The 26422-nt window shown below is 61.9% G+C and carries 23 protein-coding genes and 1 pseudogene; 6 read left to right on the top strand and 18 right to left on the bottom strand.

The genetic code is table 11. The features are described from left to right. Window positions 1-17: 17 nt before the first annotated feature. The 3 genes from AB4Z53_RS20540 to oiaX form a co-directional block, all read right to left on the bottom strand. Window positions 18-2465 carry an OmpA family protein gene (locus tag AB4Z53_RS20540; RefSeq protein WP_441597501.1) on the bottom strand — a complete coding sequence of 816 codons (2448 nt, stop codon included), beginning with the start codon at window positions 2463-2465 and terminating at the stop codon, window positions 18-20. 455 nt (window positions 2466-2920) lie between these two features. Further along, the gene (locus AB4Z53_RS20535; protein ID WP_441597500.1) at window positions 2921-4216 is read right to left on the bottom strand and encodes a four-carbon acid sugar kinase family protein; all 1296 of its coding nucleotides are present in this window, start codon (window positions 4214-4216) and stop codon (window positions 2921-2923) included. A 3-nt stretch (window positions 4217-4219) separates the two neighbouring features. Then, window positions 4220-5476 (bottom strand): 3-oxo-isoapionate-4-phosphate decarboxylase OiaX, encoded by a 1257-nt coding sequence (oiaX, locus tag AB4Z53_RS20530; RefSeq protein WP_441597499.1) that lies wholly within the window; start codon window positions 5474-5476, stop codon window positions 4220-4222. Window positions 5477-5611: 135 nt separating this feature from the next. Between oiaX and AB4Z53_RS20525 the strand changes: the two genes are divergently transcribed. Next, window positions 5612-6328 (top strand): transcriptional regulator NanR, encoded by a 717-nt coding sequence (locus tag AB4Z53_RS20525; RefSeq protein ID WP_113536987.1) that lies wholly within the window; start codon window positions 5612-5614, stop codon window positions 6326-6328. A gap of 3 nt (window positions 6329-6331) precedes the next feature. Here AB4Z53_RS20525 and apnL read toward each other — a convergent pair whose 3' ends face one another. The 7 genes from apnL to AB4Z53_RS20490 all read right to left on the bottom strand — a co-directional run bounded on the left by apnL (window position 6332) and on the right by AB4Z53_RS20490 (window position 14438). Next, a complete protein-coding gene (gene apnL, locus AB4Z53_RS20520) occupies window positions 6332-8197 on the bottom strand; it encodes a D-apionate lactonase (protein ID WP_291162850.1) in 1866 nt (621 codons plus the stop codon). After that, entirely contained in the window at window positions 8194-9228 is a 1035-nt protein-coding gene (locus tag AB4Z53_RS20515; protein ID WP_441597498.1) for a Gfo/Idh/MocA family protein, read from the bottom strand. The genes apnL and AB4Z53_RS20515 overlap by 4 nt, the downstream gene beginning before the upstream one ends. A 2-nt stretch (window positions 9229-9230) precedes the next feature. After that, window positions 9231-10295 (bottom strand): ABC transporter permease, encoded by a 1065-nt coding sequence (locus AB4Z53_RS20510; protein WP_223729586.1) that lies wholly within the window; start codon window positions 10293-10295, stop codon window positions 9231-9233. Further along, window positions 10295-11836 carry a sugar ABC transporter ATP-binding protein gene (locus AB4Z53_RS20505; protein ID WP_113536983.1) on the bottom strand — a complete coding sequence of 514 codons (1542 nt, stop codon included), beginning with the start codon at window positions 11834-11836 and terminating at the stop codon, window positions 10295-10297. Before AB4Z53_RS20505 ends, AB4Z53_RS20510 begins: the two co-directional genes overlap by 1 nt. Further along, entirely contained in the window at window positions 11833-12477 is a 645-nt protein-coding gene (locus AB4Z53_RS20500; RefSeq protein ID WP_113536982.1) for a DUF2291 family protein, read from the bottom strand. Before AB4Z53_RS20500 ends, AB4Z53_RS20505 begins: the two co-directional genes overlap by 4 nt. Window positions 12478-12545: 68 nt before the next feature. After that, window positions 12546-13487 carry a D-ribose ABC transporter substrate-binding protein gene (locus AB4Z53_RS20495; RefSeq protein ID WP_113536981.1) on the bottom strand — a complete coding sequence of 314 codons (942 nt, stop codon included), beginning with the start codon at window positions 13485-13487 and terminating at the stop codon, window positions 12546-12548. A 123-nt stretch (window positions 13488-13610) separates the two neighbouring features. Further along, window positions 13611-14438 (bottom strand): phosphogluconate dehydrogenase C-terminal domain-containing protein, encoded by an 828-nt coding sequence (locus tag AB4Z53_RS20490; protein ID WP_441597497.1) that lies wholly within the window; start codon window positions 14436-14438, stop codon window positions 13611-13613. Between the two features lie 238 nt (window positions 14439-14676). On the opposite strand from AB4Z53_RS20490, the pseudogene AB4Z53_RS20485 reads away from it, so the two are divergent. Together AB4Z53_RS20485 and AB4Z53_RS20480 are read left to right on the top strand one after the other, a co-directional pair. Further along, window positions 14677-14834, top strand: a pseudogene (locus AB4Z53_RS20485) (adenylate/guanylate cyclase domain-containing protein); the annotation flags it as partial. A 198-nt stretch (window positions 14835-15032) separates the two neighbouring features. Continuing rightward, entirely contained in the window at window positions 15033-15524 is a 492-nt protein-coding gene (locus AB4Z53_RS20480) for a hypothetical protein (RefSeq protein ID WP_441597496.1), read from the top strand. Window positions 15525-15873: 349 nt separating this feature from the next. On the opposite strand, the gene AB4Z53_RS20475 is transcribed toward AB4Z53_RS20480, so the two are convergent. From AB4Z53_RS20475 to AB4Z53_RS20455, 5 genes are all read right to left on the bottom strand, one after another. Next, window positions 15874-16086, bottom strand: coding sequence for a hypothetical protein (locus tag AB4Z53_RS20475; RefSeq protein ID WP_441597495.1), 213 nt, complete (start codon window positions 16084-16086; stop codon window positions 15874-15876). A 380-nt stretch (window positions 16087-16466) separates the two neighbouring features. Further along, the gene (locus tag AB4Z53_RS20470; RefSeq protein ID WP_441597562.1) at window positions 16467-17438 is read right to left on the bottom strand and encodes an ABC transporter permease; all 972 of its coding nucleotides are present in this window, start codon (window positions 17436-17438) and stop codon (window positions 16467-16469) included. An 11-nt stretch (window positions 17439-17449) separates the two neighbouring features. Continuing rightward, window positions 17450-18430, bottom strand: coding sequence for an ABC transporter permease (locus tag AB4Z53_RS20465; protein WP_441597494.1), 981 nt, complete (start codon window positions 18428-18430; stop codon window positions 17450-17452). Next, entirely contained in the window at window positions 18427-19968 is a 1542-nt protein-coding gene (locus AB4Z53_RS20460) for a sugar ABC transporter ATP-binding protein (protein WP_441597493.1), read from the bottom strand. The genes AB4Z53_RS20465 and AB4Z53_RS20460 overlap by 4 nt, the downstream gene beginning before the upstream one ends. A gap of 67 nt (window positions 19969-20035) precedes the next feature. Beyond that, complete coding sequence (locus AB4Z53_RS20455; RefSeq protein ID WP_441597492.1) at window positions 20036-21160, bottom strand: sugar ABC transporter substrate-binding protein; 1125 nt, start codon at window positions 21158-21160, stop codon at window positions 20036-20038. Window positions 21161-21511: 351 nt separating this feature from the next. On the opposite strand from AB4Z53_RS20455, the gene AB4Z53_RS20450 reads away from it, so the two are divergent. Genes AB4Z53_RS20450 through AB4Z53_RS20440 form a run of 3 tightly spaced genes read left to right on the top strand, consistent with a single transcriptional unit; the run spans window position 21512 to window position 23715 of the window. Then, window positions 21512-22423 carry an SMP-30/gluconolactonase/LRE family protein gene (locus AB4Z53_RS20450; RefSeq protein ID WP_441597491.1) on the top strand — a complete coding sequence of 304 codons (912 nt, stop codon included), beginning with the start codon at window positions 21512-21514 and terminating at the stop codon, window positions 22421-22423. Window positions 22424-22438: 15 nt separating this feature from the next. Continuing rightward, window positions 22439-22651 (top strand): tautomerase family protein, encoded by a 213-nt coding sequence (locus AB4Z53_RS20445; RefSeq protein ID WP_441597490.1) that lies wholly within the window; start codon window positions 22439-22441, stop codon window positions 22649-22651. A gap of 8 nt (window positions 22652-22659) precedes the next feature. Further along, the gene (locus tag AB4Z53_RS20440) at window positions 22660-23715 is read left to right on the top strand and encodes a LacI family DNA-binding transcriptional regulator (RefSeq protein ID WP_291162342.1); all 1056 of its coding nucleotides are present in this window, start codon (window positions 22660-22662) and stop codon (window positions 23713-23715) included. 188 nt (window positions 23716-23903) lie between these two features. On the opposite strand, the gene AB4Z53_RS20435 is transcribed toward AB4Z53_RS20440, so the two are convergent. Genes AB4Z53_RS20435 through nikC form a run of 3 tightly spaced genes read right to left on the bottom strand, consistent with a single transcriptional unit; the run spans window position 23904 to window position 26421 of the window. Beyond that, the gene (locus AB4Z53_RS20435; protein WP_291162339.1) at window positions 23904-24674 is read right to left on the bottom strand and encodes an ABC transporter ATP-binding protein; all 771 of its coding nucleotides are present in this window, start codon (window positions 24672-24674) and stop codon (window positions 23904-23906) included. Further along, window positions 24671-25522 carry an ABC transporter ATP-binding protein gene (locus AB4Z53_RS20430; protein WP_291162336.1) on the bottom strand — a complete coding sequence of 284 codons (852 nt, stop codon included), beginning with the start codon at window positions 25520-25522 and terminating at the stop codon, window positions 24671-24673. Before AB4Z53_RS20430 ends, AB4Z53_RS20435 begins: the two co-directional genes overlap by 4 nt. Beyond that, entirely contained in the window at window positions 25519-26421 is a 903-nt protein-coding gene (nikC, locus tag AB4Z53_RS20425) for a nickel transporter permease (RefSeq protein ID WP_441597489.1), read from the bottom strand. Before nikC ends, AB4Z53_RS20430 begins: the two co-directional genes overlap by 4 nt. Window position 26422 lies beyond the last annotated feature (1 nt).

Raw genomic sequence — 26422 nt, 5'->3', positions numbered from 1 at the left:
GGCGGTGCAGATTTCCGTTATCGCTGCGCGACCGGGCGCACCAGCGGTGTCACGCGGCGGATGGTCACCCGGCGGTTCTCCTCCTCGGGCTCCTGCGTGCTGATCTTCAGGAAGCGCTCGCCATAGCCTTGCGTCACCAGGTTCTCCGCCGGGATGCCGTAGACTTCCGTCAGGAGGACCGCGACGGACTCGGCACGCTCGTCGGAGAGGACCAGGTTCGAGCGGTCGGAACCGACAGCGTCAGTGTGCCCCTCGATGAAGAAGGTTTCACCGGGATCCTTGCCGAGTACCTTCTGCATGGCGTCGGCGACCGTCCGCAATGTCTTTGCCTGCGACATCGACACTTCGGCACTGCCGGTCTCGAAATGGATCGTGTCGAGATCGATGCGCCGGACCTTGTCACGGAGACGGGCCGAATTGCGCACTTCATCGATGGTGTAGACACGCTCCACGCGCTCGACCGGCGGTTCAGACAGGAACTCGTAGTAATCCCGATCGGGCTCCTGCGAGTAGTCGACGATGTAGTCATCGACCGGGATCGTCAGGCGCATCGGCGGCAGGTCATAGCCAACGTCGACAATCGCCGGGCGCCGTTCGTCCTGATAGTCCGGTGCGTACATCAGCACATATTCGTTGCCGTCGCCATCGACGCGTGAGCGCTGCAACACGTCACCATACCGGTCATAGACGGTAACGATCCGGTAGCCGCCCGGGCGCACGATCGTCTCACGAACGCGGCCGCGCGGAAGCTCGTCGTAGTACGCTTCCTGCGCGTCGTGGCGCAGGCGCGGACGATCGTCGCCACGCACGAAGATCTGGTCGCCGACGCCAAGGACGACGCGATCGTCGTGCCTCTCGACCACGTGCACCTCGGTCACATCATTGTTCGTGGTGTTGTTGACCGTCGTGTTGTTGATCACCGTGTTGTTGATGACGGTGTTGTTGACGATGTTCGTGGTGTCGGGAACCGCGAAGGCTGGCGCCGCGTCGACGCGTCGGCCTTCCTCCTTGATCCCGGCCTCGATCCTCTGCGGAACCGCCTGCCGCACGTCGGCCGGTATTTCGGCCTGGGCCGCGGCGTCATCCGTCGGCGGCGCTACGTTCTTTTCCTGGACGCGCAATTCTTCGCGCTGCTTGCGCCGAGCCTCGCGCCCCTGGTCGCCACCGGACTTGTCGGCGTCCTTGTCACTGTCGAGCACAGCCGCGCCGTTATCGACCGGAAGCACGACGGTTTCGTCGGTCGCCGCCGGATCCTGGGCGATCTTGCGCTTTTCTTCCTTCGTTCGCTTGTCGACGACGACCGGAGCAGGCTTGGCCTGAGGTTCCTCGCCCTGGCGCTGCTCGGCCGTTGCGGGCTGTTCGGAGCCTGGAACCGGCTGCTGCTCACCCTCACCTGTCTGTGGCGTTGGCTGCTCGGCGGACGGTACGGCATTCTTTTCCAGGGCTTTCTGCTCTTCCTGCTGTCCCTCGGCTTGCTGCTTGCGCTTCTTGGGTACCGGTACCTGCTGCTGGTCGGCGTTCTGCGGCGTGCCCTCCTCTGTGGCGGGCTGCTGACCCTCCGCCTGCTGTTTACGCTTCTTGGGCGTGGTCACCTGCTGTTCCTCGGTCTGCTGCGGGGTGCCGTCCTCCGGAGTGGGCTGCTGCCCTTCTGCCTGCTGCTTGCGCTTCTTGGACGCGGGCGCCTGCTGTTCCTCGACCTGCTGCGGGGTCTCTCCCTCTACGGCGGGCTGTTGTTCCTGGGCTTGCTGCTTGCGCTTCTTGCGCTCGGGCGCCTGTTGTTCCTCAGCCTGCCGCGGAGCGCCTTCCTCTACACCAGGCTGCTGCTCTTCGGCCTGCTGCTTGTGCTTCTTGCGCTGAGGCGCCTGCTGTTCTTCAGCCTGCCGCGGAGCCGCCTCATCTACCGCGGGCTGCTGTTCCTCAGCCTGCTGCTTGCGCTTCTTGCGCTCGGGCGCCTGCTGTTCTTCAGCCTGCCGCGGAGCCCCCTCATCTACCGCGGGCTGCTGTTCCTCAGCCTGCTGCTTGTGCTTCTTGCGCTGAGGCGCCTGTTGCTCTTCGGCCTGTCGCGGCGCGCCCTCCTCTGCACCAGGCTGCTGTTGTTCGGCCTGCTGCTTGCGCTTCCTACGCTCGGGCGCCTGTTGTTCTTCAGCCTGCCGCGGTGCGCTTTCCTCGGAACCGGGCTGCTGCTCTTCAGCCTGTTGCTTGCGCTTCTTGCGCGACGGCTCTTCTGCCTGGCGCTGCGGCGCCTCGGCCTGCGGTTGCTGTTGTTCTGTCTGGCCTTCCTCGGCGGCCTTCTGCTTCTTGTGCTTCTTGAGCAGCAGCAAATCCTCGGGCGACTGCTGGTCGGACCCTTCCTGCGCGACCTGGAACGGTGCCATCAGGCTCTCGGCCAGCGCCGGCTGAACCACGAATGATACTGCAAAGACTGGCAAGGCCACCGTTGCGAAAAGTTTGGAAGGTATCGACATGTTCTATATTCCTCTTATTGGGAGGCCCCCGCGCCAGTTGCGCTTGTCACCGGCATCATGCCGGCCGAGCGGTGCGCCTTCACGCGCGCCACAAGGGGGCCATGACCCGCGGCTCCGACTTTTTTGTGTCAGTCAAAGGCTAGTCCAAACGCCGCAGCTACCGATCGGTTCCGCTTGCAGGCCTATTCAGAAACTGCCGACCGCAGGTCGCGCGCCATTTGTATCGATCCGAAAGGCGAAAATGCGGAGTCCGCGGGCGGGCGCACGAACGGCTCGCTCCGGTCCATGTCTAGACCGCTTCGAAACCGCGTATTGACGGCTCCGTTCGGTACGCTCGAAGGGCTCGAAATTACGAAGGAACTGAAACGAACAGGCGAAGGGTCGATTGCCGAACTGATCATTAAGTTCGTCGTTGCGCGCGCTCCCGCGCAAGCTCAGGCACCGCGCAAGGTGCGTTAGACGCGACCGGCGCGGATCATGGAGAAATAGTCGTCGCCGCCGACCTGACCGCCCTTGAGCGCTATCTCCAGGCCGTCCGAGGGACCGCCGTGAGCGATGCAGAGTGGCGATCCGGGTGTCTGCGGGAGGGGCATCTTCAGGGTCAAGGCGGAAATTCCCATCTCGCCCAGCGCATGGCTCGACGTGTCGCCGCCGGCGACAACGGCCCGTGACAATCCGGCGCGCGAAACAAGGGCGGCCTGGATGCGGCCGAGCGCCCGACCGAGACGATGGCGCGCACTGTTCGACAGATCGCCCCCCCTGTCGGCTGCCGGCCCGAGCGCCGTGTACAGGATGACGCTGCGTCCCTCCCTCAACACCTTGAGTGCAGCCTCCACGGTGATCGCAATCTCCGGCCCCTCCGTTTCGCGCGACAATTCAATGGGATCGAGCATGATGCCCTCGAAGCCGTTTCCAATCGCGTGCCGGATCTGCCGCTCCGTCGTCGGCGAAACGCTGCCGGAAACGACAGCAAGTCGGTCGACCGGGCCGGCTGCGACAAAGACCGGCTTGGCGCCAAGGATCCCTTCGCTTCGCCAGGCCGGCAGCAGCGCGTATTCGACGCCCGAGGAGCCGCAAACGAAGCGACCGTTCTCCCGTCGCTGGGTCCAGAGCAGCGAACCGGCGGCGCTCTGGCTTGCCTCGTCGAGGACGTCGAGAAGCATGATATCGGCCTTCTCCGGCCGGCCGGCCGCGAGAAGTGAAACGACATCGACGAGTGCCGATGACAGCTTCGTCTGACGGGAAAGATGCCGCAGCAGATTGGCCTCATCCATCGGCGTGACCGGATGGCGCGACATCACGGGGTGGCGATCAATGCGATAGTTCACGCCTTGGTATGCGGCAAACAGTTCGCCGAACGCCGTATAGCGGCGTATCTGCGGGGCGCCCACGATGAGCGGCACGGTCTTGGCGCCGAAGACGTTGCGGCCGATCTCGATCGCGCGGCCGATATTGCCGACATGCGGAGCGGAATCGAATGTCGAGCAAACCTTGTAGTGGCAAAGGTCTGCATCCAATGTTCTCAGCCATTCAAAGGCTCCGCGCAGATGCACGTCCATCCATTCCGGCGTCTCGCTGCGGCTCGTCCCGGCAAGACCGAACGCGCGCGCCCCGGAGAAACGCGATGATAACGCCGCGTCCGGCACCTTCAGAAACAGCACAGTTTCGACGCCGTTGGAGGACAATGCCTCCATGACGTCCGTGGAGCCGGTAAAATCGTCGCCGTAGTAGCTGATCAGCGGTCGCGTCATGTCTCAGGCCGCCCTGCCATCTGCAAATTTCTCTATGGATTGCGCAAGCTCCGGGTGGTCCTTCGCATAGGTTTCCAGTGGAACTCCGGCGACGGCTGCTTCCCATGCCTGCTTGACCGCTTTCACACCGGCGCCGGGGCCACCGGGATGACTGACGATACCGCCGCCACAAAGATAGAGAAGCTCGGTCGAGCCTCCCGTGGCCGCGATCGTATCCGGTGCCTGTCCACCCCATTGGCCCGAGCCGATTACCGGCAGCACCACGTCGCTTTCGGAAAACAACGGCGTACTGACAGCCCTATAGGAGCGTACGAAACTCTCATCCGGCTCCCAGTATTTCACGCGAATGCCGTTGATCTGGAATTGGTCCACACCCAGCAGGCGCCAGAACTGCTGCCAGACGGAAAACTCGAAGCCAAGGCCGGCATGGCGCGTGAGGATGTCCCAACCGTTGCGATGGGCATGCAACACGAGGCCCGAGCGCTTGCGCAGGAAGGCGAGACCGCCGAACCCGATCGAGTTGATATTGACCACGGCACAATTTCCGCCGGCTTGAAGCACCATGTCATGATTGCGCATCATCTCGTCCGGATCGGCATGGCTGATACCGAAAGCATACATGACCTTCTTGCCGGTCTTCTGCTCGTGATCGAGAATGCGCGGCATGATTTCGGCCACGCGCTCTTTTAGCGGCGAATAGGCCGGGCTCATCAGCTTTTCGTCGTCCTTGATAAAATCGATTCCTGCGTCGATCAGCTCGCCGACCATCTCGGCGGTCTCGCTCGGCCGCAATCCCAGCGCCGGCTTGACGATGGTTCCGATGATCGGGCGCCCGCTCACCCCCGTCAGCGCAAAACTGCCGCGCGCGCCGAACTGCGGACCGGGATGCGCCGCAGCGAACGCCTCTGGCAGCTGCATGCCGACCACGCGAATGCCGGTCATGCCCTTGATCGAGAAGACACCACCGATCGCGACCGTCATCAATGCCGAGAGATCGGTGCCGATGGCATCCAACGGGAAATCAATGTCGACATCCGCCCTGTTGAAATGGATGGCGCCGTGGGCCTCATCGGGAAAGGAAGCGCGATCCGACGAAGGCAGGCTGCGGATGCCGACAACGCGGGCGGCCACTCGCGCCTTCAGTTCCTCTGTCTCGCCTGGCAATGCGACGAAGGTTCCCGTCGATTGATCGCTGGCAATCTTGGCCGCCAGCGCTTCCACCGAGCCGGGCGTCTCTATGCGATAGGTCAGGCGGATCATGGTTCTCTCTCAGGCCCAAGTTAAAGCTTGCTAACTGGTATAATGAGTATTTATGTTATTGCAAGCCATCCGCTGACAGGCTATTGCGGCGATGGAACTTGATGCATATTCAAACCTGTCGAAATCAGGTGACTCATGAACGTCGTTTCCGAACCGATTGTGCGCAAGAAACTGTCCGACGAGGTCTTCGCTCGGCTGAAGCAGATGATCGAAGCCGGCGAACTCAAGGCGGGCGACGATATGCCGTCCGAACGCGAACTCATGGAACGCTACGGTGTCGGTCGTCCGGCCATTCGCGAAGCCATGCAGGCGCTCGCCGGAAAGGGGCTCGTCGAAATCTCGCAAGGCGAGCGCGCCAAGGTGCTGCGCATTACCGCCGAATCCATCATCAAGCAGGTCGACCTGCCGGCAAAACTGATGCTCTCCGGTTCCGCAGACACGCTGGAGCATCTGAAGAACGCGCGCATCTTCTTCGAGCGCGGCATGATCCGTGAGGCGGCGGCCAAGGCAACCTCGTCGCATATCGCCGAACTTCACGCACTTCTCGACAAGCAAAAGCAGAGCCTCGGCGACGCGGATGCCTTCATCGATGCGGACATGGAGTTTCATCAGTGCATCGCCAGGATTTCCGGCAATCCGATCTTTGTCGCCGTCAGCGGCGCGATGCTGGGGTGGCTGAAGTCCTACCATACCGAAATGCTCATCTGGACCGGTCGCGAGAATTTCACGCTTTCCGAACACGAGGAAATCATCCGCGCCATCGAGAGCCGCGATGCCGATCTGGCCGAGCAGGCGATGGTCAAGCACCTCGAGCGCTCGCGCGCGCTCTACGCTCTCAAGACCCAGGGATAGCGCTCAAAGAGCGACATCGACACAGGCGTAGGGCGCCAGCATAAGCTGCTGCTGCACTGCGAGCTCGCCACCATCCGCGATCGTTGAAACCTTACTTGGACTTGCCGGCAAGGCGACCGTCTGCTCGTCGCAGGTGATATTCGCCAGGAGAAGCCGCTTCTGGGTGGCAAGTCCCAACACGGCATCTGGCCGGGACGTCTCGACGGCAAACAGGAGCTCGTGGGACAGGGACGCAAGTCGCGCGAGGACATGCGCCAGCGGTCGCAACTCGCCGCTGATCGTGGCTTCCCCCTGACCGGCCAAAAGCCCGAAGGGGCCGACAAGGGTCGAAAGGGTGAGAACGTCCAGCGCCGCCGGCGCAACCGTTGCCGCATAGGCCAGTGTCCAGGCAGCGCCGAACTGGCCATTGTGCCGGGGGTCGACATTCGCCATGGGGATACGCGATCCTGCCGGGTTGTCCTTCGTGGCGCTGCCGTAAGGATTTTGACGCATCGCGATCGTCGAGGGCCCAATGCGATACGGCTTGTTGCCGTAGATAGCACGGGTAGAGCTGACGACATGACGCAGCGCCTCGAAGGTCTGCATGACCGAAAGATCATCGGCAGCATGCACGAGCGGGTTCGTCGCGTGGCTGATATAGTCGATCTGATCCGGCGGCACGCGCTTGCGATTGAGCTCGGTGAAGTAACTCATCATTCCACCACCCAGCCGAAGATCGGGAAAGGCAACGCGCGCAGCAGCGTAGACGTCGCCAAGTGCTGGACATTCCGGCCACTTGCTCCCCGGCGGTGTCGACTGTCGATCGACAGACGGGCAAACAAACAGCGTATCGAGCTGGAGCCTGGCCTGATCGACCATCGCTGCAAAGTGCGCCATCTCTTCGCCGAGGGGCCTTAGGCAAGGCACCGCAAGCTCCAGCGTCACCTTGAGGCCCGAACCGGCCGCAATCGCCGCGTAACCCTTCAGTGCCTCGATGCCATGCCCTGCAGCGGGATCGAAATGGGCGATCAGATGTTCCGCCCCGATGGCCTTCAAGATATCGAGCGAAGCCAACTCTTCCCGGAGACACTCGGGTCGCAGCCCTACGCCAATCGCGGGAAGCCTGACATTCGTCGGGATGAGCCTGACGGATATCGCATCCGAACGGTCGGCTACAATCTCCGCATTCCTCTCGGCAAGGACCTCCACGGAGATCCGCTGACTGAAGCGCTCACCCATCGGCACGAGATAGGGCCAGGGCAACGCCAAAGGCCGCACGTACGTCTTGTAGGAGGCATCGGTCCAGTTGCGTTGATCCTCCATCTCGAAGACATCGCCAATGAACTTGGTTGTCGCCATGATACCGGGCGCCACACGGTGGGTGATCTGAGCAATGTTCTTGAATGGTTGCCACGGTTCGATCGTATCGGGCCAGCGTGCCTCTTCCACCGAGCCGTCATCGTGCGTAATTGCAACTGGTTCTCCTGCAACACCGATGACCGGATGCAGGACCACGAAACCAGCACGGGCGGTTTCGAAATCCGCATCGCTCACACAATCAGCAGAGAAATGCACGCTGGTCGCCGTGCCGGAGATCGCGACATCGCAATCGAGATTGGCACCGGAAGGGGCTGTAAAGCGTGCGGCATAGGTGAGTGCGAAGCCTCGCCCGTCTTCCGTGAGCCTCAGATCGCTCAGCCGAGCCCGGCAGGTGCCCCAATCCTTGTCGCGCACGAGGAACGAGATTGCACGCAGCACCTCATGGCCACCGAACCGCAAGCTGCGCAGGTTGCCGTCCTGAAAGTCGATGCTCAGTTTGCCGGCGACCAGCGTGCGGCTTTCCGGCTCGCATTCGGCAGTGCCATAGAGCCGAAACAGCTCATCCTTCATCGCAACAGGTCTCCGACGACGACGGTCTCTTCGCACTCGGCGCTGAGATAGGCAGCCTCCACCAATGCGAAGGTCTTGAGGTTGTCGCGCCCAGACGTATCAGGCGCGTGGCCGGAAGCCAGCCGCTCGATCCAGTGTCTCTGGATGAGAGCGACGCTCTCCTGGATGTTGTGCCACGGCTTCGACGCCCAGGGCAGCAGGTTCGGCGCGACGTCGCGTTCGACCGTTCCGGCCGGACCGTGGACGGTGAGCTTGTAGCCGAGCCCAAGGCGCAGCGTACCCTTGGTTCCGTCGACCTCGATCAAGGTTTGCGGGAACGGCTCCTCGGCAAGTTTCGTCGCATAGCTGACGTCGACGATCGAGGTGACACCGTTGTCGTGGCCAAGCATCATCGTCGCCACATCCTCGCCGGCGATATCCGGATTGATCCGGCGCGAGCGGGCAGACAGGGTTAGTGCGTCGCCGAACAGAAAGCGGGCGATGTCGAGGGAATGGATGCCGAGATCTTCGATGATGAAGCGCTTGCCCTTCGCAAGATAGGGCTGGCCGGAAAACACGTCGAAGCTGGAGCGGAACGACACGCGCCCCCAGAAGGGGGTACCGATCTCGCCACTGTCGATGACTTCCTTGACGGCCAGGATGGGCGTCTGCCAGCGGAAGTTTTCGTGGATCATCAGCGCGATCCCCGCCTCTTCCGCCGCTGCCACCATCACCTTGGCATCGTCGAGCGTCGGCGCGATGGGCTTCTGGCAGATCGCCGGCACTTTGTGGCGCGCGGCGAGTTCGATGAGAGCACGATGACTGCCAACGGTCGTGGCAATGTCGACGAAGTCGAACCCACCTTCTGCGAACATCTCATCCGCCGACGCGTAGCGGCGAGCGACGTCGAATTGGTCGCCGACGATCTTGAGCCGCTCGGGATCGCGATCGCAGATCGCCACAATCTCGACGTCCGGCAGCTCGCGCCAAGCATGCATCTGGTTGATGGCGAAGAAGCCGCAACCGATCAGCGCGCCCTTGATCCTCGCCATTTTCAGCCCGCCTTTGCCATTTGCATGAGCGCGACACGCTGCTGCAGGCGGCGCTGAGCCTGGTCCACCACGACGGCCACGATAATCACCAGCCCCTTGATCACCATCTGCCAGAATGAGCTCACACCCATCATCACCAATCCGTCCGAGAGAATGCCGATCACGAATGCGCCGATGATCGTGCCGCCGATCGTGCCGCGACCGCCGGACATCGATGTACCACCGAGAACGGCTGCTGCAATGGCGTTGAGTTCGAGATTGGTGCCGGTCGCCGGATGCGAGGCCATGAGTTCCGACGAAATCACCAGTCCGACGATCGCCGCGCAGAAGCCGGAGAACATGTAGACGAACATCTTGACCCGATTGACCCGGATGCCCGACATGCGGGAGGCACGCTCGTTTCCGCCGACAGCGAAGATATGCCGGCCGAGCGGCACGAAGCGGGCGAAATAGGCAGCCCCCGCAGCCACGGCGATCAGGATCCAGACCGACACGGGCAATCCCAGGATCGTGCCGGAGCCGAGATAGCTGAAGCCCTGATTGCCGAGGTCCTCGCGCCCCGTGAGATTGGGCAGGGTCTGGCCGTCGGAATAGAGCAGCGCCATGCCGCGCGCGACATACAGAGTGCCGAGCGTCGCAATGAAAGGCGCTACATTCAATCGGGTGATCAGCAGGCCGTTGACCGCGCCGATCAGGATACCGACGACCGCAACGATGACGGCAACCTCGACGACGTTGAAATACATCGTGTAGCCGAGTGGCAGCGCCACGCCGTACATGATCAGGCCGCCCGCGATCATGCCGCAGAGACCGACGATCGAACCGACGGACAGGTCGATGCCGCCGGTGATGATGACGAAGGTCATGCCGATCGCGAGAAACGCGTTTTGCGTCGCATGCTTCGTCATCAGGATCATATTCGCGGTCGAAAGGAAGTTCGGTGCAGCTATCGAGAAGAAGATAATCACCGCGAAGAGCGCGATGAATGTCCTCAGCTTCATCAGCGTGAGGAGCGCCGAGCCGCTGGAGAAGCTGTCGGCGGCGGCAGTTTGCGTTGCTGTCGTCATCACGCATGCATCCTTTTGGTTTTATGTCCCTCTGCGGAGGCCGAAACGATCATTTCTTCTGTCGCGTCCTTGCGGTCGACAACCGTGACCAGCCGGCCATTGCTCATCACCGCAATGCGATCGGAAAGCGCCATCACCTCTTCGAGATCGGAAGTGGAAAAGAGGATTGCCAGCCCCTCGCCCGCCAGGCGGCGCATAGTGAGGAAGACATCGGCCTTTGCGCCGACATCAATGCCCCGGCTCGGCTCATCCATGAGAAGGATTTTCGGTCCGGTCATGAGCGCCTTGCCGATCACGACCTTCTGCTGATTTCCACCCGACATCGACGTCACGTCGAATTCCGGGTTCTTCGCCTTGATCGAGAGGTTGCGGATGGCATCGGCGATCGCCTTTGCTTCACGCGCAAGGTCGATGTGAAAACCTGCCTTCAGGAACTGTCCCAGGCTCGCCATCGTCAGGTTGTCGGCGATCGACATGGACTGAACCAGCCCCTCGCGCTGCCGGTCCTCGGGGATGAGCGCCAGCCCCTCACGGATGCGCCGGGTGGTATCCCCGCCCTTGAGTTCCTTGCCTTCGACGTAGATCTTGCCGGTATAGTGTTCGTGCCGCCCCATGACGCATTCGAAGAGTTCCGAACGGCCGGCCCCCATCAACCCGTAGATGCCGAGGATCTCTCCTTTGCGCACACCGATCGAGACGTGATCGACGGCAAAGCCGCCCTGCGCCCTCGGCAGGCAGATGTTCTCGGTACGGAAGATCTCTTCGCCTGGCTTGTGATCGACCTTCTTCGCAAAGTCCTTGGCGTCCGAGCCGATCATCGAGCGGACGATCCAGCGCGTATCGATATCCTTGACCATGGCATGGCCGGTGATCTGGCCATCCTTGAGCACCGTGATGTAGTCGCCGATACGCATCAACTCTTCCAGCCGATGCGAAATGTAGACGATCGCCACACCACGCGCCTTCAGATCGGCGATCACGCGGAACAGGACATCGACCTCAGCCGCACTGAGCGCCGAGGTAGGCTCATCCATGATCAGGATGCGCGTGTCGAGCGATACTGCTCGCGCAATCTCGACGAGCTGCTGCTGGCCGATCGGCAGATCTTCCGCCAGCGTCTCGGCGGAGATCCCTGCCTCCAGGCGGTCGAGGAACGCATTGGCTTTCTTGACCTGGCCGCGGTGATCGATGCCACGGATACCGCGGGTGATCTCGCGGGTCGCAAAGATATTCTCGGCAACGGAAAGGTTGCCGAAGAGGTTCAACTCCTGAAAGACGATACCGATGCCGTGCTTGACCGCATCGGCGGGACTGTTGAGATGAATGAGTTCGCCGTCCAGCCAGATTTCGCCGAGTGTCGGCCGTTCCACGCCGGCGATAATGCGCATCATCGTCGACTTCCCGGCGCCATTTTCACCAACGAGGACGTTAACGGCCCCACGACGGAGTTTCAGATTGGCCTTCTTCAGGGCCACGATGCCGGAATAGGCCTTGGTGACATCCTTGAGTTCGAGAATGACATCCTCATTCGTATCGCTCATGCCCCACTCCCGACGGTGATCGTGGCCGGCACGAATTGCGGCAGTTGGCCCTTGGCCGGCAGCGGATAGGCCCCGGTCGCCTTGATCGTCTTGCCTGTCAGACCGTCACGCGGCAGCTTTTCGAGCAGCGTGCCGTTCACGTGGGTGTTGAACGATTTGCCGTATTGCGCCCATTCGATCTGGTTCTTGAACTCGTTGAAGTTCACGAATGTGAGGCTGTCGCGCAGCGCCGTGCCGCGAATGGCGGGACCGATTGAAACGCGGACATCCGCCTTGCCGTCACCATCGACATCCACGTCGACATAGGCTGCTCGCGATTTCGTTTCTTCCCCGACGATCACACCGTCTATTTTTGCCGCAAAGGTCCAGGGCGCGTTGCCCTGCTTCTCCTTATGCCCATACTTCTCCGCCGCAGCGTTGAGGTCACGTGCGGCAAGCGCCGAGACCTCCTGGAAGACACCGGCGCGTTGCTCAAGATAAGGCACGACCTTCGTGTCCCAGGCATCGGCAACCAGCTTGTCGGGATTGAACGCCTCAGCCGCCGTCTGCCTTTGCTCATCCTCCGTTTTGACGAGCTTGCAGCCGCCAAGCGCGAGCGCGCCGGCAAGCATGAGTGCGCATGCAGCCTGAAATCTGGGCATTCCCATTCTCCGTCATGAACAGTGAACGCAAGGCGGGGATCGGCCCGCCTTGCGCAGTCGCGGGAAGATTACTGGGAGAGCGCGAAGGTCTCGAGCTTGTCGGCATTGTCAGCGGTGATGAGCACGCAGTCCATCAGCTGCTTCTCTTCCGCCGGAGCCTTGCCGGTGGTGATGAAGTCGTGCGCCTGCTGCACAGCAAGCTGGGCCTGCGCGTAGGCCGGCTGCATGACGGTTGCCTTGATGCCGCCGGTGTTGATCGAGTCGCGCACGTCGTTCGAACCATCGAAGCCGACGACGATGACGTCCTTGCGCCCGGCCGCCTGGAGCGCTGCGATCGCCCCCATGGCCATCGTGTCGTTGCCGGCGATCACGCCCTGAATGTCGGGATTGGCCTGAAGGATCGTCTCCATCTTGGAGTAGCCCTCGGTCTGGCTCCAGTTGGCCGACTGCTGGGCAACCATCTTCATCTCCGGAAACTCGTCGATGACGTCGTGGTAGCCCTTGGAGCGGATGCCGGCGTTAAGATCGGCTTCGCGGCCGAGCAACTCGACATAGTTGCCCTTCTCACCCATCAGGCGGACAAACTCTTCCGCGCCGAGCTGGGCACCCTGGTAGTTGTTCGAGACGATCTGCGAGACGGCAATGCCGGTCGCGTTGATCTCGCGGTCTATGAGGAAGGAGGGAACGCCTGCATCCTTCGCCTTTTTCACCGCGGCAATTGACGCCTCGGATCCGGCATTGTCGAGAATGATCGCCTTCGCGCCGCGGCCGATTGCGGTATCGATCAGCTGCGACTGCTTGTTCGCGTCGTCGTCATGCACCAGCACCAGCGTTTCATAGCCGAGTTCTTTCGCCTTGGCCTCGGCACCAACCGCTTCCGCCTTGAAGAAAGGGTTGTCATGGCTCGGCGTAATGATGGCGATGAGGTCTGCCGCGAATGCCGGCATCGCGGCGCTTGCAGCCAGGACGGCAGCGAAGCCGACGGTGATCAGTCTGCGGGTAACTTTCATATTCTCCTCCCAGTTATGCACAAGACTTCCTCGGCCACCCCTCCATTGAAAGTGGCCCTCCCGTGCGATTGCTTGTTTCGGGCGAAAGCGCGGCCTCGAACGGCGCGCAATTTTGCCGTTTCGTCAGGTGATGCGATGGATGCTCGCGGCAATTTCTTCCGGCTCGAAGACCCGCCTCCAGTCGTCCTTCATGAGCACCGGCTTGCCGAATTCGATTGCCTTGTTGCAGGCGTCGGAGAACACTCCGGGCGTTTCCTCGAAGATGACCGCGCCAAGCACGTTCATGTGGCCGAGCAGGAAATCGCGGGCCGCCTCCTTCGGAACACCGCGGCGAACGCATTCGTCCATGGCTTCGCGCATCACGACGAGCAATGAAGCGCAGACCGTTTCGGAAAGGCCCGGCTCGAGCAGCGCCATCTGTTCGACCGTGACGCGGTGCGAGCGCATGACCGGCGCCCATATGACCTTGGCAATCTCCTCTCCAAGGGCATAGGCGCTTTCTGGGCCCTGCATCAGTGCGGACACGATATGCTGCTTTGCCGCGATGCCGCCGAAGAAGTCGCGCTTGGCGGCCGGATCGGTCTCATCATTGAAGATGGGCGGGTGGCAAGGGTGCGTGACGAAATAGGTCAGGTCGGTGCGCGCCGGCAAATGGCCTGCAAAGGGTGCTGCAGCATCGAGCGCAACGACCATGGTACCCGGCTGCAGCTTGTCTGCGATTGCAGACGCGACCTTGCCGATCACCGTATCAGGAACGGCGAGGATGACGACGTCGGCGCCCTTCAGACCTTCATCAGAGGTAACGCAGGCGATGCCGAGCTCATTCGCAAGCCGCGCTTTTCCGGCCTCGCTGACTTCGACATGCCGGACATCGAAGCGCGAACCCTTGAGGTTCTTGGCGAGCCGATAGCCCATTTTACCACCGGCACCAAACAGCGCGATCGATGTCATCGAGACCTCCCTAAATGCCGCACACCTCACCACCTCGGTCAGGTGCAAATTTCACAGCGCCATTCATCCGGCGCAGGGAGATATATTTCTCAACTGGTATAACATGTCAATAACTACCCTTGAGAATATGTTGCCGTAAGTGGTCATTGGAGGTGACGCGACGCGCCGGGAGGCGTAAACACACATGCCGGGCGTCACCGGGCCACGATTGAGGAGAGAGCGCGCCAGGCAGCCAACGCCACCCGATCGCCGCATTGAATTCCGCATCAGAGTAAATCTGGGAGATGTCATCCTGGAGAATGGCGACGACATCTTCCGCGACGGCGTGAACGTCGCGGCAAGGCTTGAGTGGCTGCAAGGCCGGGCGGCATCGCCGTGTCGGCCGCGATGCGCGATCTTGAAGAAAAGGAGGACTCACGCGATTTGAGCTCAGCGGAAATAATTTCCGCTTCGGCTGTCTCATTGACGCGAAATGTAATCGGCGGCCAATATTGTCGCCGCGCCGCTCACGATAAAGTGAGTGCTCGCCCAGAATAAGCGCGCAGCTTCCTCGGTCTCCTACTCCGGCGACGGACGTTCGAAAGGAGAACGGAAATGCGCAAGGACGAACAAGTGACCGATGCTGCCTTCGTGCTGACGCGCCGGCATGCGCTCGAATGCATGGTATGGGCGGGAACGGGCGTGGTGTGGACCGTCTCGGGCGGCATCCCCAAGTCGCTCAGCTTGCTCGACACAGCTCAGGCGGCCGACGCCGCGCAAGGTGCGATGACCTTCCTGCAGATCTCGGACAGCCATATCGGCTTCGACAAGGAAGCCAAGGTGACCGCCGTCGATACGCTGACCGAGGCGACCGACAGGATCAAGGCGCTTCCGGTGAAGCCCGCCTTCATGATCCATACGGGCGACATCACCCATCTGCGAAAGGCTTCTCGCTTGTCGGCGGCCGCGTCGACGTCATCGGAGGCAATGCCGTCCCGACACTCGTCTATCGCCACAACGAGCATCTCATCACGGTGGTGGCGGAGCCGGCAGCGGCCGGGACTTCCGGCCCCCAAAGCAAACAGACCGACGGCTACAACATGGTGAGATGGACGAGCAGCGGCTTTAGCTACTGGGCGGTGTCCGATCTGGAACGCGCCGAACTGGATGGTTTCGTTGAAGAGTACCGCACTGCCACAGGCGTGACGGCGGCGCCTGCAAGCTAATGCCTTAGCCTCGCGTTCCGAAAACCCGCGTCGGGATGGAATTCATCGGTAACCGCAACCCTGGACCTGAGCAGTTCCAAAGCGAGAAAGGCGTGCGCCCAAGGTCGCGCCCCCTAAAGCAGAAGGGCGTCAGCTTCGACGCCGGCTGGACGTTTCAAATTTTATCTCCCTATAGCGGCGACAATACCATTGCCTACTGCGATCTTTTAACCAGAAGGCCCAAGTTCGATTTAGTACCCGCACTCATGTGCCGACTTCATGGCATGCTCAGCCTGAACCATCGTCGACCAGGCTCCGCCTATCTGCGTTTCGGTCTTGCCGCTCGGCTTATGCTCGGAGATCGTGCACTTTCCGCCGGCATGGTGTTGAACGTAATAATGGGTCGCCGCAAATGTTTGCCCTGCGCTGAGCATCACACAGGCTGCCAAAACAATCCTGAACATGACTTTCTCCTTGTCTAGGGATGCCGCCTGCCACGACGGCGGGCGAAATTATACCCCGTCCTACCAGCAGAAAATCTTACATTGCTGTAATCTCGATCACATTATCCGGACTGCGACTTCCATTAGTTGTGTGAGGCCGGAGGATACCCACCCTGTAGCGCATTCGTCATTTCTCACATCCTCTCAACGATCCCTTCCGGTAGCGAAGACTGCGCTGTGGGACGATATGCGGGCGCTTTGCCGTGATGTCGGCGACGGGGCTTCGGCGGCGCTGAAATCGTGTCCCAAGTTTTCGTCAATCGCTGCTCCCGTCCAAGCCGAAAAAGGAGCAGATAGCTTGATGAACGCTCAAGGCCGCCGTTCCTTTGCTCATCGAGGACTTACCGGCTTGCTGGTGCGCGACCATAAAGCAGGAGCATCAGGATGATCACCACGCCGTAGATGATCTGGCGCCCGGCCTCGGGCATCTGGGTGACGGAAAGGATCGATTGCAGCAGCGTGACGAGGATGACGCCGGCGACCGTGCCGACATAGGATCCCCGCCCGCCGAGGATCGAGGTACCGCCGAGCACCACGGCCGCTATGGCAGGAAGAAGGTAGGCGTCGCCCATGGATTGCGCGGCTTTGGAGGCGTAACCTGCAAGCAGAACCCCGCCAAAGGCCGAGAGGCCGCCCGAGGCGGCAAAGGCGATCATGACGATGCGGCGGGTGTTGATCCCGGAAAGATAGGCCGCACGTTCGCGATTGCCGATACCGTAGACCGCCCGCCCGAAGCCCGTCCGGCGCAGAAGGAAGACCATCGCCGCGCCGATCAGCGCCCAGATGAAGACGACATTCGGGATGCCCGGAATCAACGCGCCGGTGGCCAGATAGCGCATGGCTCCGGTCGCGGAATCCTGTGGCGAGAAGCCGCCTGTGTAGACCACCATGACCCCTTGCGCGACGGCATTGGTCGCAAGGGTCACGATCATTGAGGGTATGCGCAGGTATGCCACGCCAACGCCATTGACGAGCCCTATGGCGATGCCGCACAGGATGCCGAAGGGAATGGCAAGCGCCGTGCCGAGGGATCCGTATGCCGCAGCCGCACAGGCCATCATCGCGCCCGTTGCTACGGTCCACGGCACGGAAAGATCGATCTGCCCAAGCAGGATGACGAGCATCATGCCCGTGGCGATGATGCCGAGGAAGGACGCCACCTTCAATTGCTGCAGCAGATATTCTGGTGACAGGAAGCTGCGCGAGTAGAAGCTGCCAACGACAAGCAGCAACACGATACAGCCAAATGCGGTGAGCACCGCCGGATCGAGACTGCGCATGAAACCCTGCTTCCGCTCCGTTGCCCGCGTCATTGCCGTCTCGCTCACAGGAACCACTCCAATCGATTGCGTACACGGAAGAGGGCGAGCGCGCCGAGGCTGACGGCCGCCAGCAGGATCAGCCCCTGGAACAGCGGCTGCCAGAGCGGATCAAGATCGAAGACGAACAGAAGGTCGCCGATCGTCCGGAACGCCAGCGCCCCGAAGACGGCGCCGATGGCGCTGCCCTTGCCGCCGAACAGCGACACACCCCCCAGCACCACGGCCGCGATCGAAAACAGCGTGTAGGCATTGCCGCTGGCAAAGGCCGCGTCGCCGGTATAGGTAAAAAAGGTGAGGAACAACCCGCCAAGGGCGGCCACGAAGCCCGAAAGCGTATAGGCGAGCAGCTTGCCACGGCGGATCGGCATGCCGGACATATAGGCCGCGGTTTCGGAAGAGCCGGCGGCATAGGCCGCCCGGCCATAGACCGACCGGCTGAAAGGCACCCATACTACGGCGACCACTGCCGCAAGTGCCACGAGGCTCCCCGGGACGACCCCGAAGATCCGGCCGGTGAGGGCATCCGCAAGTCTCTCGTTGACGGACCCACCCGGAAAAGGCCGCAGCAACAGGGCGAAGCCGAAATAGATCGCCCCCGTCGCAATCGTCGCTACGATCGGCTGCAGCCGCCCGTAAATGACGATTGCGCCATTGATCGCGCCGCACACAGCCCCAACGGCCAGGACAACAGCCACCCCGAAAGCCGTCTCGAGCGGCGAACCCACGACCAGCCATGAGGCCAGGCAGTTGGTGAGAAGGAAGATCATGCCGACCGAGAGGTCGATGCCTGCGGTGATCACCACCATGGTTTGAGCCATCGCGACAAAGGCGAGGAGCACGCCTTTGTTGGCGGCCGTCTGGATAACGTTGGCGGTGAAGCCGGCCGGATGGTTCGCCGTGTAGATGATGAACATCACCACGAATATCGCAACCGCCGTCAGCGTACCCCGGTGCTCCGCCAGTCGATATTCCCAGTCCTTCATAGCGCCGGCTCCCGCTGGGTTGGTTCCGCGGACGGGATGTTGAGCGCGCTCGCGATCAGGGCGCGCTCCGTTATCTCTGCTCCGGCCAGTTCCCGCTTCACCGTTCCGTCATAGAGCACGAGGACCCGGTCGCAGCAGCCGATGAGCTCGGCATAGTCGGTCGAATAGAACAGGATGGCCGCGCCCTCGTCCGCGAGGCGCCGCAGCAAGAGGTAGATCTCCTGCTTGGTTCCCACGTCGATGCCACGCGTGGGATCGTTTAGCAGAATGATGCGCGGCTGCCGCATCAGCCATTTCGCGATGACAACCTTCTGCTGGTTGCCGCCAGAGAGCGCACCGACGGGCGCGTCAATGTTTCCCGCCTTGATGGCAAGCAGCGCCATCATGTGGTTGATGGCGCTCTCCTCCTTCGCGCTGTCGATGATCCCCGCTCGTGTCAACCGGTCGAGAGAGGCGAGCGAGAGATTGTCGCGCACAGTCATCGGCAGCATCAACCCCTCGGTCTTGCGGTCTTCTGGGATGAGCGCCATGCCGATGCCGTGCTGGCGCGCCTGCGCCGGGCTGCCAATGCTGACCGGGCTGCCGTCGACAAGCACCGTGCCGCGCAGCCCACGCAAAACCCCGAACAGGGCCAGAAGCAGGTCGCGCTGCCCCTGCCCGTCCAGACCGCCGAGACCGACAATTTCACCCGCATGCAGCGAAAACGAGATGTCACGAAGGCGGTCCGCCCAGGAAAGGCCTCGCGTCTCAAGCACGGGCGCGGTTTGGGCAGGCCGATCTGGCTTTGGCGGATAGACGCTGTGATACTCACGGCCGATCATCATCTCGATGACCTCCGCGTCGCTCCTTGTGCCCGCCGCATAGCTCGCGACCTTGCTGCCATTGCGGAACACCGTGCACTCGTCCGCAAGCTCCGCAATCTCGTTCATGCGATGCGAAATGTAGACAAGCGCCAGCCCTTCGGCCCGCAATCGCTTCAGCACCGCAAAGATTTTCGACACGTCGGCGGCCGTCAGCGCCGATGTCGCCTCGTCGAGGATGAGGATGCGCGGCTTGCGAGCCAGCGCTTTGGCGATCTCGACGATCTGCTGTCGCGACAGCGGCAGGTCCTTGACGAGCGCCAGAGGGTGAATGTCGGCAGCACCGGCGCGCGCCAGCGCCTCCTCGGCCTGGCGCCGCTGGGCCTTTCGGTCGATCATGCCGAACCGCGTCGGCGGATCGGAAATGACGATATTGTCTGCGACGCTGAGTTCCGGAATCAGCGATAGCTCCTGAAAAACGCAGGCGATGCCGGCGGCGCTGGCCGCAGCCGGCGAGGCGAACTCCACCGGCCGCCCTTCGAGCGTCATCTGTCCCTCGTCGGGAGCCACGACCCCGGCCATGATCTTGATGAGCGTCGACTTACCGGCACCGTTCTCGCCGAGGACGGCGTGGATTGCCCCTGCCCTGACCGACACGTCAGCATTTTCAAGTGCCCGAACCCCACCATACCGTTTCGATATCCCTTCCATGCGAAAGAGCGGTGCGCCACTTTCCATTGATCTCTCCGGGATCCGTTCCTGGCGACGGGCATCGCAAAGGCATGCGATGCCCGAACTGGTTGGCCTACTGGTTTTCCTTGCTCTGCTTCATGATCTCCTGGGCGGAGAAATTGATCCCGCAAGTGGGGAAGGAGTTCCCGACGAAGAAATTGTCGGATTCGGACTGGAAGTAGTCCTGGCCCTCCTTGAAATTGGGATCTTCGACAATGGCCAACGGCAACTTGACCGACTGCGGCACCACCTGTCCCTCAAGCGCGGCGATCGCCGTCTTGATGGCAACGGCCACCTGTGCGGGTCCGGTTCCGGCTGACGAGCATTTCAGGCCGTCGGCGGCATGTGCCGCACAGAACTTGCGAAACCCGTTTTCGGTTTCGCCACCAAAAGGTACGAACGGGTGCTTGGCGTCGATCATCGCCTGGACGATGCCGGTATCGCCGCCCTGACCGGTAATGCCATCAAAGGGACCGCTGGTGGCGATCGCATCCGCCGTCACCTTCTGGGCGACGCCATCGTCCCATTTGCCCATGACCTCGACGACCTCGAAGTTCTTGCCCGACGCCTGGAGCTTCTCATGGATGCCGTCGTGCCTGTCGGTATCGACAGACGTGCCGGCGACACCGCGCACCTCGAGCACCTTGCCGCCATCAGGCAGATGTTTGACGAGCCAGTCGCCCCACAATTGCCCGAGCCCCTTCTGGTCGACGTTGACGTTGATGGCGTCCTCGGTGTCGAGGATGTTGTCGAAGGCGACCAGCACCACGCCAGCCTCCTTCGCCCGCTTGATGACGGGCGCGAAGGCCGTCGGGTTCTGGGCGTTGACGACGATGGCGTCGTAGCCGGAATCGATGAAGTTGTTGATCGCCGAGATCTGCGCGGGCACGTCCTCACCCGTCGAAACGACCTTGAACTCCTTCAATTTGGCCGCAACGTCGGGCTGAGCGGCATAGGCCTTGGCGGTCTGCACCATCTGGATGCGCCAGGTGTTGGCGATGTAGCCGTTTGCCAGCGCAACGCGATACGGGCCGTCCTTTTTTGGAAACTTGAAGAACTTGGTGTCCGCCGACCACGGCGCGAAGCATTCCGGCTCAGCCGCGGGCCCCGAGACGATTTCCGGATCTGCGTAGGCAGCAGAGCCCAGCATGAAAAAGGCAGTGGCGGCAACGATGCCGCCAGCGAGTGACTTCACCATCGACATTTCCTCCCATTGGCGCGCCACTTATTTTGTTCTCCAGCCCGGGGCGGAAATCCTTCCCCCGAACGGCACGAACTCCTGAGGCACCGGCACGCTGGATGCCTGCTTTCACCATTGACGAGGCGCTCTGGTCTCCTCCCGAAAACACCGCTGTCCCTTAATTAGGTAGCGCTACCACATCCGATTGTAAAGTAACATTTGCGGATTACAAAACGCCGGATATCCGAGATTTCAGATCAAAATCAGTGTCGTTTCGGCATTCCAGCAGGAAGGCTATTCCCTTCCTTTATGATAGCGCTATCATATCACCACGCTCAGATACCTTCTTTGTCGCATGAGGGAGGCCCCATGGCCGAGGATTTCGAGATCGTGGACCCGCGCTTTGCCCGTCTGGTCAACCACAGCGCCCGGGTGGAGCAGCTTTACACGGGGTGTCGCTGGGCCGAGGGGCCGGCCTATTTCGCGGCCGGACGCTATGTCGTCTGGTCGGACATCCCCAATGACCGGATGCTGCGCTATGACGAGACCGACGGGCATGTGAGCGTCTTTCGCCAACCGTCGAACTTTTCAAACGGCAACACCACGGATCGGCAAGGCCGGCTGGTCACCTGTGAACACGGCCGCCGCAGCGTAAGCCGTACGGAACATGACGGGAGGATCACCACCATCGCCGACCGCTGGAACGGCAAGCGGCTCAACTCGCCAAACGACGTCGTCGTGCGGTCGGACGGGTCGATCTGGTTCACCGATCCCGCCTACGGCATCGAGTCCGATTACGAGGGTCATAGGGCCGAAAGCGAGATTGGCGCCTGCTACGTCTATCGCGTCGACCCGGGGACCGGCGAGGTCGCCGCGGTCATTACCGACATGGTGCGGCCGAACGGCCTTGCCTTTTCCCTTGACGAAAGACAGCTCTACGTCGTCGACACCGGCCGCACCCACGGGCCCGACCATCCTGCACATATGCGCGTCTTCGATGTCAGCGATGCGGGCGTAATTTCGGGCGGGCGCGTCTTTGCCGATTGCACTGCTGGCCTCTTTGACGGCTTTCGTCTGGACGACGAGGGACGGATCTGGACGAGCGCGCGCGATGGCATCCACTGCTACCACCCGGACGGCACCCTGCTCGGCAAGGTGAGGGTACCGGAGAATACCGCCAACTGCGTCTTCGGCGGGCCTAAACGAAACATCCTCTATATCTGCGCGACCAGCTCGCTTTATGCGGTTCGGCTCATGGTCAACGGCGCAAAACTCTACTGAGCAGGGAGGTCAGCCATGCCATTTGTGCGCATCACCATCGTGCGAGAGACCCTCGCCGATGATCCTTCCGGCAAGAAGGCTGTCGTCAGTCGCAAGGTCGCAGCGGCGATTGCCGAAGCAACCGGACTTCCTGAGCGCGAAGTCTCCGTCGTGTTCGATGAGGTGGAGGCCAGGAACTGGTACATCGGCAGCACCGATGTCGAGACCCTGCGCAGGCGGAGCGCTTAGGAGTCGACGTGACGGACGACATCATCTCCAGGGACCAGGGTCGAAAAACAAGCCGGCGCAGCAGTGGCAGGCCGACGATCGCCGACGTCGCGAAACTGGCCGGCGTTGCCGCGATCACCGTGTCGCGCGCGCTGCGCGATCCGTCCCGAGTTTCGGCCGAACTGCGCGCAGAGATCGATACGGCGGTGACGCAGCTCGGCTATGCGCCCGACCCCAATGCGCGCGCGCTTGCTTCCTCCCGAGCCGACGTGATCGGTGTTCTCGTGCCGTCGCTAACGAACATCGTCTTCGCCGACACGGTGAGAGGCATTTATGACGGGCTCGGCGACGGTCCACTGCAGATACAGATGGGCAATACCCACTATTCGCCTCGCGAAGAGGAGCGCCTGGTCCGCATGTTTCTGAGCCAGCGGCCATCAGCACTGATCGTCTCCGGCATAGACCAGACCGAGAGGACCCGCAAATTGCTCGAGAGCGCGGATTGCCCAATCGTGCAGATCATGGAGCACGGCGACACTCCGGTCGACATGCTGGTCGGCTTTTCCCATTTCGAAGGCGGCAAAACGGCTACCAACCACTTGATCGAAGCTGGATACCGGCGGATCGGCTTCATCGGCGCGCGCATGGATCCACGCTCGCAGCGCCGACTGGCCGGCTATCGCTCAGCGCTGGAGGCGGCGCAGCTCTTCGATCCCAAGCTGGTAACCACCACTCTTACGCCGTCGCGCGTATCACTCGGCGGGCAGCTGCTCGCCGATGCGCTGGCGAAGGCGGCCGACCTTGACGCGGTCTTTTGCAACAATGACGACCTTGCGATGGGCGTACTGTTTGAATGCCAGCGGGCGGGTATCGCTGTCCCGCACCGCATGGCAATCTGCGGCTTCAACGACCTTGATATGATGCATGTCGCCTACCCGTCGCTCACAAGCGTACGCACACCGCGCTATGATATAGGCCGGCTCTCGGTGCAGATGGTGCTGGATCGACTTGCCGGCCGGCCAATTGAATCGCCAATCGTCGACCTGGGCTTCGAGCTTCAGGTTCGCGAAAGTACGACGCGATGAAGCGGCACATCCTCACGGATCGGCCGCAGCGCACATCCAGATGATATATTAGCGATCGCGGCCCTGATGATCCCACCATCCCGACTTCTGCGCAGTTGACGGCCGGTCGTGGCGCCAAAGATTTGCAGCAATTGCAGCGCCGGCGGCACACATTCTGGACAAGCTTTGGCAAAAGTGCCGCGGAGCGCTCATCCACAACAACCAGCTTCGGCCGAAGCAGGAGCGCCCATGCGATCGCGACGGCTCGCCCGAAAGAGTGTGCGCGTATAGTCGTGCTCCATGTCGCCAGCGCGCAATTGTGCGCGCGTCAGCGTTTCGACTGCGCGGGCGTTCTGCATCACCATCAATCGATCGCACATATAGGAGATGACCGCGAGGTCGTGACTGACGATGACAAAGGTCAGGTTAAGCTGACGACGAAGGCGGTTCAGGAGATTGAGGATTTCGGCCTGGACCGAAACGTCGAGCGCCGAGGTCGGCTCGTCGAGCAGCAGCACCGTAGGGGACAGCGACAGTGCGCGGGCGATCGCCACGCGCTGGCGTTGGCCGCCGGACAATTCGTGCGGGAAGCGGAACCGGTGTGCCGCCGTCAGCCCGATCATCTCCAGCAACTCGACCGTGCGGGCATCCACATCCGACATGCGGTTGATCAGCATCGGCTCGGCGATGGCCTGGCCAATCGTGTAACGGGGATGCAGCGAGGCATAGGGGTCCTGGAACACCATCTGCGCCACGCGCACGAGGTCGCGCCGCCTTCCCTTGCGTAGATCTATGTCGGCGATGTGGATATCACCGGTCCAATGGCGATTGAGACCCATGACGGTGCGCAAGACGGTAGATTTGCCCGAGCCACTTTCGCCGACGAGACCGAAGCTCTCGCCGCTCTCCACTGAGAGGCTGACGTTCTCAACCGCGACGGCGCTGCCGAAATGGACGCTGAGATTGTCGATGCGGATCATAAGCGGGCCTCTCCCCAGCTCGCGTCGCGCGCGAGAGTTGGCAGTGGTGTCAGCGGCCCATCGATGGCTGGCAGGCAGGCGAGCAGCCCCCGCGTATAGGGATGTACCGCCTCGTGCATGCGTCGCGCATCCAGCGTCTCGACGATCCGGCCGGCATACATGACCAGTACACGGTCGCAGAAACGCGAGACAAGGTTGAGGTCGTGGCTGATGAAGACAAGACCCATGCCACGGCGCCTGACCAGTTCGTCCATGATCTCGAGCACCTGCAACTGCACGGTAACGTCGAGGGCGGAGGTGGGTTCGTCAGCGATCAGCAGTTCCGGCTCGCGCACCACCATCATGGCGATCATCACCCGCTGGCCCATGCCGCCAGAGAGCTCGTGTGGATAGAGGTCGTAGACGCGCTCCGGCGCGCGGATATGCACCGCCTCCAAGACGTCAAGTACTTTCTGGCGCACCTTTGCCGGCGTCAGCGATCGAGCACCGAGCCGGATCGCCTCGGCGATCTGCTTGCCGACACGCATGACCGGGTTGAGCGAGAATTTCGGATCCTGCAGGATCATGCCCATGCGATTGCCACGCAGCTGCCGACGTACCCGCGGCGAGGCCGTAAGCAGGTTGATGCCGGCAAAGGACATTACATCAGCCGAGACGCGCGCATGCTCCGGCAGAACGCCCATCAGGGCGCGGCTGGAGAGACTCTTTCCCGAGCCGCTTTCGCCGACGATGCCGAGCTTTTCCCGGCCGACTTGGAAGGAAACGCCCTTGACCGCCTCGATCATTGTGCCGCCCTCTCCGGCAAAGCCGATGCGCAAGTTTTCCACGTTGACAAGCGTCTCTCTCATGCGCGCCTCCTTAAGTGCGGGTCGAGCAGGTCGCGCATGGCATCGCCCAGAAGATTAAAGCCGAGGCTAACGATGAAGATCGCAAGACCAGGCATCGTTGCCACCCACCATTGATCGAAGATGAACTTGCGGCCGGTCGAGATCATCGCGCCCCATTCCGGCAGCGGCGGCTGCGCGCCGAGGCCGATGAACCCGAGGCCGGCGGCCGTCAGGATAATGCCGGCCATGTCGAGCGTCATGCGCACGATAACAGAGGAAAGGCACATTGGGATTATGTGGCGGAAGACGATGCGGAACTCTGAGCCGCCGGCCAGCCTGACGGCATTGACGTAGTCACTGTCGCGCACGATGAGGGCTTCGGCCCGCGCCAGCCGCGCATAGGGCGGCCAGGCGGTGAGCGTGATTGCCAGCGCCGCATTAACGATGCCGGGGCCAAGCGCAGCAACGAAGGCGAGCGCCAACAGTAGTTTCGGAACGGCAAGGAACACGTCGGTGATGCGCATGAACACCGCATCGACCCAGCCGCCCGATGTTCCCGCCACCGCGCCGATGATGAGGCCGATCGGCGCAGATGTCGCAACGACCAGCCCCACGATGAGCAGGGTCAGCCGGGCGCCGTAGAGGATGCGGGAGAAGACATCACGGCCCAGCTCGTCCGTGCCGAGCCAGTTCTTAAAGCTCGGCGGCAAAAGGCGATGCACGAGATCGGGCAAGTAGGGATCATGGGTCGCGAGAAGCGGCGCGAAGACTGCGCTCGCCAACAGCACGCCGAGGATGGCAAGGCCGATCATGCCGAGTGGATTACCGACAAAGCGGTGCGCGAATTTGGTGAATTCACCGAGGCGCGCGCGCCGGAGCTGGCGGCGGGTCTCGGCATAGGTGAGGTTGACGGCGGTCATG

Source organism: Ensifer sp. 2TAB8 (assembly GCF_052115125.1).
Lineage (GTDB): Bacteria > Pseudomonadota > Alphaproteobacteria > Rhizobiales > Rhizobiaceae > Ensifer.
Note: the sequence above shows the minus strand (reverse complement) of the source record. Positions and strands in the feature narration are given on the sequence as shown.